This is a genomic window from Nocardia sp. NPDC001965 (assembly GCF_053594175.1).
In genome coordinates this window covers 396737-409502 of the sequence record NZ_JBSFDZ010000003.1, presented here as the reverse complement: position 1 = coordinate 409502, position 12766 = coordinate 396737, and the positions used below count along the sequence as shown (strand labels likewise).

Genomic DNA, 12766 nt, shown 5'->3' with positions numbered 1-12766 from the left:
GAGTTCGTTTGTGTACGTGTCGGTCCCGCGCGCGCGGGCACCTGGTCAGGAATGTCGGGACGATATTCAGGTCAGCTGCGCGTCGAGGCGACGGCAGATCGCGTCGGCGGCGGCTCCGGCCGAGGCGGCCCGGGTGCACCCGCCTTCGTCGGCGGTCGCGCCCGCCGGGTCGCCGAGATATCCGCGAGGGGTGATTCGACGGGCATCGTCGTACCCGCGCCGCCATACGGCCAGCTCTTCGGGCCCGTGGTCGGTGGCTTGCAGATCCCTGCGTACGTCCTCGCGTACCAGATCTGGATACGAACTCATCATCATCGAGGTCTCCCACCGACCGGCGTGCACGTCGACGAACGGGTGTCCCTCAGGCGTGGTCCGCACCGGCGGCGCCGACGGCGGGAGTTCCGGCGCGAGATCACCGTGGACGGTCAGCAAGGGGTCGTCCACACGGAGTTCGAGACGCTGGGCGAGTGCCGCGTCGACAACGAAGCTGATGTCGGCCGATGCTCGTTGCGAACCCGCCCGGATGCCCTCGTAGAGGGTCCTGTTGTGCAGTGCGTCCCCGTGCCCGGAGAAACAGAAGATGTGGCCGAAACCGTCGTTCGACATACCGACGAAGAGGTCGGCGAGCACCTCCCGCATCAGGCTCGGCCGAATGCTGTACGACGCGGGGAACGAGCCCGAAACCACGTTGACGCCCCAGTAGTAGGGCGGAACGACAAGAGCATCGACGCCGCGCTCGGCGAGGGCGGCCTTGACCCCGCGGGCTCGATCCGTAGGGATATAGACATCGGTTCCGGTGGGCAGGTGCGGGCCGTGCTGTTCTATCACCCCGATGGGCCAGAGCAGGACCGCGCCCGCCGCGGCCGCGGCCGCGACCTCGTACCAGGTCATCTCCGCCATCGATTCGCCGAAGATATCCATCGAGTTCAGCTCTCGATCCGGGAATCGTGGAAGGTCTTGGCATCCTGAATCCGCTGGTAGACGTGCGCGCGCAATTCCGCGAAGCGGGACAGAGCGCGCGTCCGCAGCTGGTCACGATCGTCGGGCAGGTCGATCGCGATGTCGTCCATCACCACCGTCGGCGACGACGACAGCACCAGCACACGCTGGCCCAGGTACACCGCTTCGTCGATATCGTGGGTGACGAACAGAACGGTCATGCCCAGCCGTTTCCACAGCGAGCGGGTGAGATCCTCGAGCTCCGACCTGGTCTGAGCGTCGACGGCCGCGAACGGTTCGTCCATGAGAAGCACCGACGGCTCGTAGGCGACGGCTCGGGCGATCGCGACGCGCTGTTGCATTCCGCCGGACAGCTGCCAGGGATGAGCTCGCGAAGCATCCTGCAGACCGACTGCGCTCAACGATTTCTCGACCAGCTCCGACCGCCGGGCCTTCGGGACCTTCTTCTGTTTGAGCGGCAGTTCGATGTTCTCTTCGACGGTCATCCACGGGAACAGGCTTCTGCCGTACTCCTGAAAAACGATCGCCATATCGCGCGGTGGACCGACGACCCTACCGGCGCCGAGCCGCACTTCTCCGGATGTGGGGGCGAGCAAGCCGGCGATGCATTTGAGCAGGGTTGTCTTGCCGGCACCGGAGGGGCCGACGATGCAGGCCAGTTCACCCTGGCCGATCCGAAAAGTCAGATCACGCACTGCTTCCACGCGACGGCCGTGGCCGGAGTAGATCTTCTGCACCCCGCGCACATCGAGCATGGCGGACGTGGTCTCGGGCGCGGTCTCGACGGAGCGTGTTCGAGTCATGATCATTTCTCTCCTGGTTGTGATTGGAGTAGGCCGTGGTACCAGCCGAGGGCACGGCGTTCGAAGACCCCGAACGCGAGCGACAGTAGGAAGCCGAGCAGGCCGAGAACGATGATTCCGCTCCACATCTGCGGAATGGCGAACCCGCGCTGGAACTGGACCACGGTGAAACCGAGCCCACTGGAACTGGCGAACATTTCGCTGATCACCATGAGGATGATCGAGATGGACAGAGCCTGACGCATGCCGGCGATGATCTGCGGGCTCGCGCTGGGCAGGACGAGGTACCGGATACGAGCGATACCGGTGATGCCGTACGACCGCGAGGTATCGGAGAGTACCTCGTCGACCGCCCGTACACCCTCGACAGTGTTGAGCAGGACCGGCCACACCGCCCCCAGCACGATGACCAGAACTTTCATCCCGTCACCGATACCCGCGACGATCATCAGCACCGGAATCAACACCGGCGGTGGAATCGCCCGGAAGAACTCGAGTACCGGTTCGGCGGTGGCACGCGCGCGGCGGTGCAGCCCGAGGAACATTCCGAGTCCGGCACCCAGTACTGCACACACGGCGTAGCCGGCAGCCAATCGCGCCATACTCGGCAGCACGTCGTCGGTCAACCGATCAGCAGTCAGCCACGTGCTTGCGAATGTGTCGGCAATCTTGGCCGGCGAGGGAAAATAGTAGCTGGTCGAGTTCGCAGTACAGGCCCACCACAATGCGATCAGAACGACCGGCAGGCCGATCACATAGAGGGTCTTCTTCGATACCGCGACAGCAGTTGTCATGCCGACACTTCCTTTCGCATCGACGCGTGCCAGCTCAACACCCGCCGTTCGATCGACCGAACGAGGATATTGAGGGCGATTCCGAGCACTCCGGTCACGATCACCGTGGCGTACACGTCGGCCGTCGCGTCGCTCGATTGGGAACGCGCGATCTCGGTACCCAATCCCGGACTGCCGATGATCAGCTCGGCCGAGATGGTGAGAACCAGGGCGACCGAGGCGGACAGCCGTACGCCGGTCATCAGATACGGCAGTGCTGTCGGCCAGATCAGGTACCGGAACACCGCCCATCGCGAGAACCCGTACGACGCAGTCGTATCCCGTGCCACCGGATTGATGTCCTGCACACCGTGGAGCACCTGGATCAGAACCGGCCAGAACGATGCGTACACCACCAGTAGCAGCGTGCTGCGAATATCCGTGCCGAACAACAGGACTGCCAGCGGAATGAGCGCCACGGACGGTATCGGACGCAGGAATTCGATCGTCGACGCTGTGATCCGGATCAGCTGGGTCGAGGTCGAGATGAGGAACCCGATGATGATCCCCGCCGCCACCGCGATCGTCAGCCCGATCCCCCAGCCGCGCACGGTGTCGAACAGGGCCGTCCAGAACGACGACCGACCCAGCAAGTCGATCAAAGCCGCCAGCATCTCGCTCAGTGGCGGGAAGTACGCGCGGGGCAGCACACCCGTACGTGGCAGCAGCTCCAGCAATGCCGCGAACGCGAGGACCCCGGCGACGCCGAACACGGAATCCGGTAGGTTTCGGATACCTGGGCCCCGGCCGGCGGCGACAGGGCGGAGTTGTGCCGCGGCGGTCCCGGAGTCGCGCTCCGGCGAATCGAAGGCGGTGATCGGTTCGGAGTGTGTAGCTCGCACTGTTACCTCGTTCCTCGCCCCGGGTACCGGCCCATCGGCGGTCGACGCTCGGTCGGGACTCATCAGTTCTCGATCAAGCCGTCGAGTGCGTCTCCATTGCCGATCAAGCCCGCGTCGACGGTGAGTGCTACCAGGCCACCGAGTTCGTCCCGATCGATCGCCGGTCCCCAGACCGGAAGCCGAACACTTTCCGCCACCTTCGGATCGAGCTTCAGGTAGGTGTTCAGTGATCGGCGCACCTCGTCGGGGTGGGCATCGGCGTATCGGAACGACTCCTCGAGCGCGGTGGTGAAGCGTTCGACCACGTCCGGACGCTCGGTCAGCATTTTCTCGGAGGTGAACCAGCCCGCGAACGGGATGCCCGCACCCATGGCCGGATAACTCACCGGTAGCGGTCGCGCGCCGGCATTCTCGGCAACCGTGATGAACGGTTCCCCGACGAGCGCCCCGGCGATCCGCCCGGATTCCAGCGCGGCAACCATATTGGGAATGGGGAGTTCGACCAATGTGACCTCGCCGGGGTCGACGCCGCCCTTCTCGAGACCCGCACGCACTGCGACCTCGCTTATCCCCTTCAGCGTGTTGATGGCAATCGTCTTGCCCTTCAGGTCCTGCACAGTCCGGATCGACGGATCGGAGACCATCAGCTGGCCCGATCCGTCGTCGAGGACATCGTCGGAGGCGCGGGCGCCGATCGCGATCAGTTTCAGCGGCAGGCCCTGATCTCGGGCGACCAACAGGCTCGCGATGTTGGAGTAACCGAAGTCGAAGTCACCGCTCATGACACCCGGGACGATCGCGGCCCCGCCCTGCGCATCCTGAGTGGTCACCTCGAGACCTTTGTCGGCGAATACGCCGCGGTCGATGCCCAGCTTCACCGGAGCCACATCGATGATCGGGATGACGCCGAGTCTGACCCCGGAATCGTCCTGATCGGATCCGCTCGTACTGCAACCGACCAGCGAGATAGTCGCGAACAAGCTCACGGCAACGGCAAAGGCCCTTGTACGTTTCGGAAAGTTCGGCATGGGTCTCCTTGTCGGTGCCGATTTCTATTGACTATAATCAATCACAGTCAATCTGCTCGGGCAACGGTTTCCGAAAAATCCGTGTGAAATCGATGGTCTTCAGAGCCCTGTCGGCGCAGAGACGTTTCACGGTTCGCCTCTCGTCCACGAGGTCGAGCGGACCCGCATCCAAGGAGCCCCATGCAATCGCCAGATCTCTCCCGCATCTCCGACACGCTGGCCGAAGCACAGCGGACAGGTGCGGCAGTGGACCAGTTCGGTGACGACCTCACCCTGGACGATGCCTACACCGTTCAACGCACACTGCTCGACCGCCGCCGCGCACAGGGAGCCCGCTACCTGGGTCCGAAGCTCGGATTCACCAGCCGCGCGAAAATGGCGCAGATGGGAGTCGACGAGGTGATCGTGGGCTGGCTTCTCGACGATATGCGGATCCCCGCGGGCGGGGTGCTCTCCCTCGACGGGCTGGTGCATCCGCGGGCAGAACCGGAGGTGGCCTTCAGGCTCGGCCGTGCGGTGGACTTCGACGGCCCGGACGACGACATCGTCCATGCCGTGGACGCGGTGGCTCCTGCGCTCGAGATCATCGATTCGCGCTATCGGAACTTCACCTTCAGCCTGCCCGATGTGGTGGCCGACAACACCTCGGCGTGCCGGTTCGTCATCGGCGAGTGGCAACCGGCGACCGCTACCACCGAGGTCGCGAATCTGGACGTCGTCCTGAGCCTCGACGGCAGGCCGGTCGAGCACGGCTCTACATCGGCGATATTGGGTAGCCCGTGGAACGCACTCCGCGAATTGGTACCGATTGCCCGACGGTACAAGTTCGAACTACATGATGGTGCGGTGATCCTCGCCGGTGCGGCAACAGCCGCCGCCTCCATCGCGGCGGCGGCGAACGTGAAAGTCGAATTACAGGATCTGGGTAGCGTGACACTCGATCTCGAGGCCGGAACATCCCGGGCAGGCGGACGATGAGGTAACGGAGGCGGTCCGAGCCCATTTCTGCACGCCGCTCGGCCACTACGAACACAGCCCGCTCGCCCACCGGCGCGTTCCTCCCTCCCGCGGTCTGGGCCAGGTTCATGACACCGACCACCGCAGCGGTGCGCACCAGCCACGGGTTCGGAAGGATGGTCTTCAGCCCTCGGATCGCGGTCGGCAGCGGCACGGACGAGGTGCGCGGCCGCGCCCTCGATGGTGATTGTGCCGGCGATATCGGCGGCTACTCCGAAGAACTTGTGGCGTTCGGGTCCCTGGGGAGATATGTGCCCTTGTCCAGGACGGTTTCGACGGTGTGGCTGTCGGCTGGAGTGAACCGGCCGTGCGGCAAAGGCACGCCCAGGGCCGCGGCCAGCTCCGGCAGTTTGATGTCGGTGAGCGCCTCGACGAGTAAGCCGATTTCGGCGGCCGCGCGGCGGGCGGCGATCCAGGCCGAGAGGTAGAGGGCGCCGCCGGCTATCGCGGCCGGCCACCACAGCAGGCCCAGCGCCAGGTAGCCGAGCGACCATGCCGCCCGCATCGAGGCCGCGGTGTACCGGTTCCAGGCGAGCTGGACCGGGCCGCGTTCACTGTCGTCACACAGATGCCACAATCGTGGCCATATCCGGATCAGCCCCACCCCGTACTGAGCGTGTATCCGCTTCTCGGCGAGGAGTAGGTGGTCTCCGATGCGGGTCGCTCGTTCAGGGAGATAGCGGGCACGCTGATCCCGCGGAACTTCGTTCTCGGCCTGCCGGATCCGGCGGCGGAGGAAGAATCCCAGCAGCTTGCCGCTCACCACACCGCGTCCCAGCCACAGTCGTGCGATGACGCGGCTCGATTCCGCGGCGATGCCGGCCGAGGCCGCCCCGGCGAGCGTCACCAGCGCGGCGAACACCAGCCGGTGTGGGGTGTTCGCCAGCCACCGGGGCGGCGGCTTGTCCAGCCGGTCGCTGAGCAGGGCCGGGTCCAGGGCGTGGGCCACACCGAGCGGGTGCACCCACCAGGACAACACCAGTGTCAGGGCGAAGAGCAGGCCGGGTAGTGCGAGCAGCGTGATCCACCGCTCGGCGAACTTGGACCCCAAACCGGTGAGAAGGGCGTCCACGATATCGCCCCTAGAGGTCGAGTCGATAGGTGCTGGGCAGGCACTGACGGTCTTCGAGATGGCACCGCGGCTCGTGCCCGTCCCGGCCACGACTGCGTGGCGGGCACTGGAAACGCGGGCACTGGAAACGCTCACCGATCGGACGTGGATCCCACACGTCCCGGAGGGGCAATTCGCCGAGCCCGCGCAGGGTGCCGGACGTATTCAGCAGCAGTGCCGCCAGCGCCTCGGTGGCAGGCCGTCCGTCTCGTACAGCCACCACCTGGGCTTCCAGCTCGCGCCGCCAGCCGTAATGGTCGGCGGCGGCGCGCAGATTCGGCAGTCGTTCGCAGAACCAGGCATGAGCCGATACAGGGTCCTCCGGCGGGGTCATCGACTCGGCGGGCTGTGGCGGGGCGGGATCGGGTTCGGGTTCGGGTTCGCCCCGGCGGCCACCTCGCCGGAAAAAGAAAGAGGGCATGCGTCAACTGTGCACCAGCACTTGCTGTTTCAGGGACCGAAATGCACGAAGGGCGCCCGGCGGGCGGGATCGGCCCGGTGTTCTTCGCGCAGCCTGCACTGCACATCGTGGAGCGCGCGGGCGGGCCCGCAACCCCTCGGTCAGCAACATGCGGTAGAGGTCGTCTGCGATTGTCGGCCCGTCCGCGCTGTCGATCTGCCACATGGTCCCGGTCACGTGGGAGAAACCGTTCAGGTGGAACACTGCGGCCGGGTGGAGTGCCTCCTCCCTGGCCCGGGCGCCCGGGAGCGCCGAGACACAGGCAGACAGGAACGCCGACCGCTCTCCGGTCAGGTTCACATCCGCGAGTTCGTCCAGGCCGAGACGTCGGTCGTGCAGGATCAGACCGCTCTCGTCGCCGTGGCAGGTGATATGGACCCACGGGTGGCCGTTCAGCGCGGCTCGGGTCGCGGTGACGGTGACCTCTTGCTCTCCCAACACCCGGACCGCCGAAAACCGGGCCGAATAATACGGGGCCTCGACGGTATCCCAGAGGAGGCGGGCGAGGGCGAGGGGCATTCATGCCCCTGATGGTGCGAGTCAGCCGGGGAAACGCAGTATCCGCAGGGTGAGAATCAGCCCGAGCGTGATAACGACGGTGGCGAGCACGGCAGCGATGATCGAGCCGGTGAGTACGGCGGTTCCTACCGCGACGACGAGGCAGGCAAGGATCACGAGTACGGCGGTCCCCCACTCCATACCCGCGACTCGTACCGGCCGCAGGCGCGCTTTTCGATCCCGAGAGGTGATACGGAGAGCCATGTCGGAAAACCTTCCGTGTCCGTTCCGCACCCTTTTCGGTGCTTGAACATAACGACCCGGTCGCGCCGGAAACGGCACGCCTGTTGCGTCGTGAGCGTCGTCACATCAGCGTGCGCGGCGGCTCACCGATGGCGAAAACAGTGGACAGCCACTCCCGCGAAATCAAGGACTCGAGTCTGCAACAGACTGTTGCGCACCGCTCCGGGCGGGTAAGTACGCCGGTGTGACACGCCCGAACGCGGTTGGTCGTGAACAATCGCAGCCGCTGTGACTCCGATCACGCGATAATCCTGCGTGACGATCACCGGGCCGCGGTGTCCTTCGTATGTGCGGATGTTGTGGGTGGAGGAGGTGGTGGTGTGACCGCGCTCGGATCCGCGCCGATCGCGAGACTGGACGACGCGACTCTGGTCGGCCGCGCTCGGGACGGCGATGTGCAGGCCTATGAGCAGTTGGTTGTGCGCTATCAGGGCCAGATGTTCCGGTTGGCCACCAAGATGCTGGCCGATCGCGGCGAGGCCGAGGATGTCGTCCAGGAGGCTTTTCTCCGTGCCTGGCGGCGATTGCCGCAGCTCAACGATGACGCGGCCTTCGTGGGCTGGTTGTACCGGATGACGACGAACCGCTGCCTCAATGTCATCCGCGCGCGCCGCCCACAGGTCGAAGTCGATCTCGAGACCGCGGAGTCGCCACGTACCGAGATCCAGCCCGAACACGCGGTACAGATCAGCACCCAACTCGAAGCGCTCAACGACGCGTTGCAGGTGCTGACCGCCGAACAGCGCGCCTGCTGGCTGTTGCGGGAGGTGCACGGATTGCCGTATGACCAGATCGGCGACATCGTCGGCGCCAACGCCACCGCCGTCCGCGGTCGTATCGCGCGGGCGCGAGCCCAACTGTCCGAGGTGATGAAGCCATGGCGGTGAACAACTCGACCGAACAGGACTACCGGCTTCCCTGCGGTCGCGAACTGGAACAGGTGTGGGAACGCCTGGACGCGGTCGAGGCCGGCGAGGCCGATGCCCACGAGGCGACCTGCCCCCACTGCCGGGCGGCGCGCGAAAGCCTTCTCGCCCTGCGGGCGGCGACCCGGGAGCTGATCACCGAATCCGACCCGGCCCCGCCCGATCTCACCGGACGCATCATGTCGGCGGTTCGCGCCGAGATCCGGCGTGGACGGACCCTGGACCTGCCGACACACCATTCCGGCATCGTGGAGATCAGCGAACAGGCCGTCGCCGCGGTCCTGCGGTACGCGGCGGATTCGGTACCGGGCGTGCGGGCCCGGCGGTGCCGGATCCAGGAAGCCGGGAGCGGGCCGGATGGACGACGGCTGGTCGATGTGGAGATGAGTATCGCCATCCGCGCCGACGGGCCGACCGTCGGCGAGTTGCTGCCCTCGGTGCGGGCCCGGATCGCCGCGGCATTGCCCGACCGCATCGGAGTGGACTTGAACAAACTCGATGTGCACATCGCCGACCTCTATTCCGACACCGGCGACGCCGGCGGAGACGTCCGATGAGCCCTGGGCACACCACAGTGGTGGCGGCGCCGGTGATCGCCGCCGTCGCCGCCCACGCCGCGGCGAACACACCCGGTGTGGTGCGGCTGGAGCCCGGGTTCCGAGGGCTGCTGAACACGTTCGTCCGTGCGGGGCGGCAGCGGTGGTCGGATACCGACCCGGCACCGGCCGACGGGGTGCGTATCCGGCACACGCCGACCGGGCTCGTCGTATCCGCCGACATCACGATCGGCGCCGATGGACAGGCCATCGAGATCGGACACGCCGTACAACGGCAGATCACCCGGGCAGTACTCGAGCACACCGGTCAACAGGTGGATCGGGTGTGCGTGTGCATCATCGATATCGCGGGTCGGCGACCATGACCGCCGATACCGAGCTGAGCGACAAGATCATCGGCGCCGTGACGGCCGCTCCCGGGCTGCGCCCGGCGGCACCGATCGCCCGGGAACATGCCGGGTGGTGGCCTTTCGACCCACGCAGATACGCGGTCGGCCTGTCCGCGGCGTTGGTGGAAGTCCGGGTGGTCGCCACCGGACTACCCTTGGCTCCCCTACTGGACGGCCTCGCTGCCGCCATCCGCCCGCTGTTGGCGGGTACGCGATGGGAATCGGCCGAATTGCGCTTGGTGGTCGCCGAACTCGACGCCGAGGCCCTCACTTCGGGAGGTGACCCAGATCACTCCATCGGGGCGTGAGGTTTCCGCCCCGCCGGTGTCGACCACGTACAGGGACAGCCGGATCCACCTGCGCCGCAGCGGGTCCGCTATACGACAGGAGCAACGATGACCACTCCGACCGGTGAAAAGAATTCCACCACAACGCCCGAAGCAGTGAAGACACCCGAGGTGCGCGAACCCGCCCGGAAGAATCCGCTGGTCACCGAGCAGGGCAGCACCACCATCGCCGATATCGTGGTACAGAAGGTCGCCGGCCTGGCCGCGCGCGAGGTCAACGGTGTCCACGAACTCGGCGGCAACGCCGCGCGGGCCTTCGGCGCGCTGCGCGATCGAATTCCCGGCGCCTCCGCCAGTATCGGGCAAGGGGTTTCGGTCGAAGTCGGCGAAACGCAGGCCGCGGTCGATCTGCAGATCGTCGTCGAATACGGCGTCGCCATCGCCGAAGTTGCCCGCGTGGTACGCCGCAACGTGATCTCCGCGATCGAACAGATGACCGGGCTCGAGGTCGTCGAGGTCAATATCAATGTCAACGATGTTCATGTCCCCGGTGACGACGACGAGGCCGAAGCTCCCACCGGCCGGGTTCAGTAGCCGGCCCGGCCGCCGTAGAGAGGAATCGAGTCGTGAATGCCACTTCGATATGCCTTGCTGTCGGTCTCGCGCTCGGATTCGCCGCCGCCTTCGGCGGGTTCGGGGCCTTCGCGATCGTGCTGGTATTCGCCGCGGCCGGGCTGCTGGTAGGCCGATGGCTCGATGGTGAGGTCGACCTCGATGCCCTGCGACGCAATATCGGGCGAACCAGGGACCGGCGGTGACCACGACGGCCGCCGAGCTTCCCGGCGAAACCACCATCAGCGAACGAGCGATCGGGCGGATCGCAACGGAAGCCGCCCGCGAGGTCGGCGGGGTCGGCGAGCGACCCCGGGCGAACGCGACGATCTCCGGCGACCGCACTGCGCTGGAGATCCGGTTGCCCGTGCGCTACCCCGAACCGGTCGGACAGGTCACCGAGGCCTGCCGAGAACACCTGATCCGACGCACCGAGGAACTGACCGGGCTGGGGGTCTCCCGCGTCGATATCGTCGTCGACGAGATGACGAGATCGACCCCGGCAAACGGGAGGATCCGGTGATCCGCCGGTCGCGGCGAATCGTTCCGGCGATACTGATCGCCGGAATCCTGCTGACGGCCTGCGTCGCGGTGATCGTCTCGCTGGTCCAGCGGTTGACCGGCGCCCGCGAGTATCTCTCCTACGACGAGATCGCCCAATATCTGCACGATCTCACCTGGGACGATCCGCTGGTTGCTGCGGTGGCCGTGGCCGCCGTTGCGCTCGGCGCGGTACTGCTGCTGGCCGCGGTGATCCCGGGACGGGCGCTTGTGCTGCCGCTGGATGCCGTTGCCGACGACGATATCGAGGCCGGGGTCGCCCGCCGGGATCTGCAGGCGACACTGCGCAGCGCAGCGGTTTCGGTGAACGGGGTGCGTTCGGCGCAAGTGCAGGTCCGCCGCGCCCGAGTGACCGTCACCGCCCGCACCGACCTCCACGACCGCGAAGATCTGGCCGACGAGATCTGCGGCGTGGTCGGCGCCCGGATCCAGCAGACAGGTCGCCCCGTGAAGAAGGTCGGTGTCAGGTTGCGCGGACCGCGACCCGCGGCGCAGCAGCGCGGAAAAGATCGACAGTCCGGTGAGACAGCACGCCGCTCCACCGCTGCCGCTCCACCCACACCCGGCGTTCCGGCGCCGCGAACAGGAGCTTGACGATGGCTCGGTCCAACCATCCCGCGATCGCCAACAGGGCCGTGCTCGCCGTGCTCGGCGCGGTACTGGCCACCGTCGGCGGCCTCGCGCTGGCCGCCCACTTCGACCGGTTGAACTGGGTGGACACCGACGCCCGGCTGGTGCCGGGGACCGCCGCCCCACCGACGTGGGTATTCGTGGCCGTGATCGCCGGCGCGGCAGTACTCGCACTCCTGTGCCTGCGCTGGCTGTTCGCCCAGGCCTTCCGAATGCCTGCGTCCCGGACGTGGCGTATCGAAGCCGACGGTGCAGCCGGGCGCACCACCCTGACCTCTCGAACCGCCGCGGCCCCGATCGCTGCCGATATCGAGGAATTCCCCGGTGTCAGATCGGCTTCCGCTTGGCTGACCGGGTCCCGCGAAACCCCCGAGCTGTTCCTGGTCGTGACTGCCGAACCCGACGCCGATATGGCCGCCCTGCGTCAGCGCATCGCCGGCGCTGCCGTCACCGATCTCCGGCACGCCCTCGAAATCGACGAGATCGCGGTAGAGCTCGAACTGCGTATCGCCGACGCAGACCGCCCCGCCCGGCTGCGCTGACCGTCACACCGTCGATGCAGAGCGGTACCTGATTCCGAAAGCTCTGTTCCAGGCGCGGCCCGTCACCGGAGTCGAACCCGACGCCGGGGGCCGTGCGCTCCCCGCTGGACCGGGTACGACTACTGAGAGAACCAGCCGGAATCACCGTTACCGAGATCGTCGTCGAAGGCCAGGCGGGCGAGGTACGCAACGCGACGAGTTCGATGCGCTCATAGTGCGGCAACCAGATCTCGATCAGCTTTTCTCGCGGTGGCAATCCGGTGAAACGCACCATGCCGACGCGACCGCGTTGCAGCTCGGTCGACCCCGAGACCATATCCGTGCGCACCACATCGCCGCCGCTGGTGGTCGCACTGCCGACCAGGTTGCCGTCCACCCGTAGATCCACTGTGCCGTCCGGACGATCC

General features: G+C 66.5%; 19 protein-coding genes. 10 read left to right on the top strand and 9 right to left on the bottom strand.

Features of this window, described 5'->3' with window-relative positions; all coding sequences use genetic code 11:
* Nucleotides 1-66 precede the first annotated feature (66 nt).
* From ACWCPQ_RS08370 to ACWCPQ_RS08350, 5 genes are all read right to left on the bottom strand, one after another.
* Entirely contained in the window at nucleotides 67-921 is an 855-nt protein-coding gene (locus ACWCPQ_RS08370; protein ID WP_449896178.1) for a creatininase family protein, read from the bottom strand.
* A gap of 5 nt (nucleotides 922-926) precedes the next feature.
* On the bottom strand, nucleotides 927-1763 hold the full coding sequence (locus ACWCPQ_RS08365; protein WP_449896176.1) for an ABC transporter ATP-binding protein: 837 nt from the start codon (nucleotides 1761-1763) through the stop codon (nucleotides 927-929).
* Nucleotides 1764-1765: 2 nt separating this feature from the next.
* Complete coding sequence (locus ACWCPQ_RS08360) at nucleotides 1766-2557, bottom strand: ABC transporter permease (RefSeq protein WP_449896175.1); 792 nt, start codon at nucleotides 2555-2557, stop codon at nucleotides 1766-1768.
* The gene (locus tag ACWCPQ_RS08355; protein ID WP_449896173.1) at nucleotides 2554-3438 is read right to left on the bottom strand and encodes an ABC transporter permease; all 885 of its coding nucleotides are present in this window, start codon (nucleotides 3436-3438) and stop codon (nucleotides 2554-2556) included. The genes ACWCPQ_RS08360 and ACWCPQ_RS08355 overlap by 4 nt, the downstream gene beginning before the upstream one ends.
* A gap of 62 nt (nucleotides 3439-3500) precedes the next feature.
* Complete coding sequence (locus ACWCPQ_RS08350; RefSeq protein WP_449896171.1) at nucleotides 3501-4424, bottom strand: ABC transporter substrate-binding protein; 924 nt, start codon at nucleotides 4422-4424, stop codon at nucleotides 3501-3503.
* Between the two features lie 222 nt (nucleotides 4425-4646).
* Between ACWCPQ_RS08350 and ACWCPQ_RS08345 the strand changes: the two genes are divergently transcribed.
* Nucleotides 4647-5444: a 2-keto-4-pentenoate hydratase gene (locus tag ACWCPQ_RS08345; protein ID WP_449896169.1), complete on the top strand. Its 798-nt coding sequence runs from the start codon at nucleotides 4647-4649 to the stop codon at nucleotides 5442-5444.
* Nucleotides 5445-5691: 247 nt separating this feature from the next.
* Here ACWCPQ_RS08345 and ACWCPQ_RS08340 read toward each other — a convergent pair whose 3' ends face one another.
* The 4 genes from ACWCPQ_RS08340 to ACWCPQ_RS08325 are packed head-to-tail and all read right to left on the bottom strand — an operon-like array spanning nucleotide 5692 to nucleotide 7816.
* On the bottom strand, nucleotides 5692-6555 hold the full coding sequence (locus tag ACWCPQ_RS08340) for a hypothetical protein (protein ID WP_449896167.1): 864 nt from the start codon (nucleotides 6553-6555) through the stop codon (nucleotides 5692-5694).
* Between the two features lie 10 nt (nucleotides 6556-6565).
* The gene (locus tag ACWCPQ_RS08335; RefSeq protein ID WP_449896165.1) at nucleotides 6566-7015 is read right to left on the bottom strand and encodes a hypothetical protein; all 450 of its coding nucleotides are present in this window, start codon (nucleotides 7013-7015) and stop codon (nucleotides 6566-6568) included.
* Nucleotides 7016-7018: 3 nt separating this feature from the next.
* Nucleotides 7019-7573, bottom strand: coding sequence for a CHAT domain-containing protein (locus ACWCPQ_RS08330; RefSeq protein ID WP_449896163.1), 555 nt, complete (start codon nucleotides 7571-7573; stop codon nucleotides 7019-7021).
* Nucleotides 7574-7594: 21 nt separating this feature from the next.
* A complete protein-coding gene (locus ACWCPQ_RS08325) occupies nucleotides 7595-7816 on the bottom strand; it encodes a hypothetical protein (protein WP_449896161.1) in 222 nt (73 codons plus the stop codon).
* A gap of 359 nt (nucleotides 7817-8175) precedes the next feature.
* On the opposite strand from ACWCPQ_RS08325, the gene ACWCPQ_RS08320 reads away from it, so the two are divergent.
* The 9 genes from ACWCPQ_RS08320 (at nucleotide 8176) to ACWCPQ_RS08280 (ending at nucleotide 12359) form a co-directional block, all read left to right on the top strand.
* Nucleotides 8176-8742, top strand: a complete 567-nt coding sequence (locus ACWCPQ_RS08320) for an RNA polymerase sigma factor (protein ID WP_449896159.1) — start codon at nucleotides 8176-8178, stop codon at nucleotides 8740-8742.
* Nucleotides 8733-9338 (top strand): anti-sigma factor family protein, encoded by a 606-nt coding sequence (locus tag ACWCPQ_RS08315; protein ID WP_449896158.1) that lies wholly within the window; start codon nucleotides 8733-8735, stop codon nucleotides 9336-9338. Before ACWCPQ_RS08320 ends, ACWCPQ_RS08315 begins: the two co-directional genes overlap by 10 nt.
* Nucleotides 9335-9703 carry an Asp23/Gls24 family envelope stress response protein gene (locus ACWCPQ_RS08310; protein ID WP_449896157.1) on the top strand — a complete coding sequence of 123 codons (369 nt, stop codon included), beginning with the start codon at nucleotides 9335-9337 and terminating at the stop codon, nucleotides 9701-9703. Before ACWCPQ_RS08315 ends, ACWCPQ_RS08310 begins: the two co-directional genes overlap by 4 nt.
* On the top strand, nucleotides 9700-10035 hold the full coding sequence (locus tag ACWCPQ_RS08305) for a hypothetical protein (RefSeq protein WP_449896155.1): 336 nt from the start codon (nucleotides 9700-9702) through the stop codon (nucleotides 10033-10035). Before ACWCPQ_RS08310 ends, ACWCPQ_RS08305 begins: the two co-directional genes overlap by 4 nt.
* Nucleotides 10036-10122: 87 nt before the next feature.
* A complete protein-coding gene (locus ACWCPQ_RS08300; RefSeq protein WP_449896154.1) occupies nucleotides 10123-10608 on the top strand; it encodes an Asp23/Gls24 family envelope stress response protein in 486 nt (161 codons plus the stop codon).
* Between the two features lie 32 nt (nucleotides 10609-10640).
* On the top strand, nucleotides 10641-10832 hold the full coding sequence (locus ACWCPQ_RS08295) for a hypothetical protein (RefSeq protein ID WP_449896152.1): 192 nt from the start codon (nucleotides 10641-10643) through the stop codon (nucleotides 10830-10832).
* Complete coding sequence (locus ACWCPQ_RS08290; protein ID WP_449896150.1) at nucleotides 10829-11149, top strand: Asp23/Gls24 family envelope stress response protein; 321 nt, start codon at nucleotides 10829-10831, stop codon at nucleotides 11147-11149. The genes ACWCPQ_RS08295 and ACWCPQ_RS08290 overlap by 4 nt, the downstream gene beginning before the upstream one ends.
* Nucleotides 11146-11781: a DUF6286 domain-containing protein gene (locus ACWCPQ_RS08285; protein ID WP_449896148.1), complete on the top strand. Its 636-nt coding sequence runs from the start codon at nucleotides 11146-11148 to the stop codon at nucleotides 11779-11781. Before ACWCPQ_RS08290 ends, ACWCPQ_RS08285 begins: the two co-directional genes overlap by 4 nt.
* Before the next feature lie 2 nt (nucleotides 11782-11783).
* Nucleotides 11784-12359, top strand: coding sequence for an alkaline shock response membrane anchor protein AmaP (locus ACWCPQ_RS08280; protein WP_449896146.1), 576 nt, complete (start codon nucleotides 11784-11786; stop codon nucleotides 12357-12359).
* The last annotated feature ends 407 nt before the right edge of the window (nucleotides 12360-12766 follow it).

What these genes read in the sequence shown, in the direction of transcription:
- ACWCPQ_RS08280 (WP_449896146.1), top strand. Translation starts at nt 11,784, where the DNA reads ATGGCTCGGTCCAACCATCCCGCGATCGCCAACAGGGCCGTGCTCGCC.
- ACWCPQ_RS08330 (WP_449896163.1), bottom strand. Translation starts at nt 7,573, where the DNA reads ATGCCCCTCGCCCTCGCCCGCCTCCTCTGGGATACCGTCGAGGCCCCG.
- ACWCPQ_RS08310 (WP_449896157.1), top strand. Translation starts at nt 9,335, where the DNA reads ATGAGCCCTGGGCACACCACAGTGGTGGCGGCGCCGGTGATCGCCGCC.
- ACWCPQ_RS08345 (WP_449896169.1), top strand. Translation starts at nt 4,647, where the DNA reads ATGCAATCGCCAGATCTCTCCCGCATCTCCGACACGCTGGCCGAAGCA.
- ACWCPQ_RS08305 (WP_449896155.1), top strand. Translation starts at nt 9,700, where the DNA reads ATGACCGCCGATACCGAGCTGAGCGACAAGATCATCGGCGCCGTGACG.
- ACWCPQ_RS08300 (WP_449896154.1), top strand. Translation starts at nt 10,123, where the DNA reads ATGACCACTCCGACCGGTGAAAAGAATTCCACCACAACGCCCGAAGCA.
- ACWCPQ_RS08370 (WP_449896178.1), bottom strand. Translation starts at nt 921, where the DNA reads ATGGATATCTTCGGCGAATCGATGGCGGAGATGACCTGGTACGAGGTC.
- ACWCPQ_RS08315 (WP_449896158.1), top strand. Translation starts at nt 8,733, where the DNA reads ATGGCGGTGAACAACTCGACCGAACAGGACTACCGGCTTCCCTGCGGT.
- ACWCPQ_RS08360 (WP_449896175.1), bottom strand. Translation starts at nt 2,557, where the DNA reads ATGACAACTGCTGTCGCGGTATCGAAGAAGACCCTCTATGTGATCGGC.
- ACWCPQ_RS08335 (WP_449896165.1), bottom strand. Translation starts at nt 7,015, where the DNA reads ATGCCCTCTTTCTTTTTCCGGCGAGGTGGCCGCCGGGGCGAACCCGAA.
- ACWCPQ_RS08365 (WP_449896176.1), bottom strand. Translation starts at nt 1,763, where the DNA reads ATGACTCGAACACGCTCCGTCGAGACCGCGCCCGAGACCACGTCCGCC.
- ACWCPQ_RS08325 (WP_449896161.1), bottom strand. Translation starts at nt 7,816, where the DNA reads ATGGCTCTCCGTATCACCTCTCGGGATCGAAAAGCGCGCCTGCGGCCG.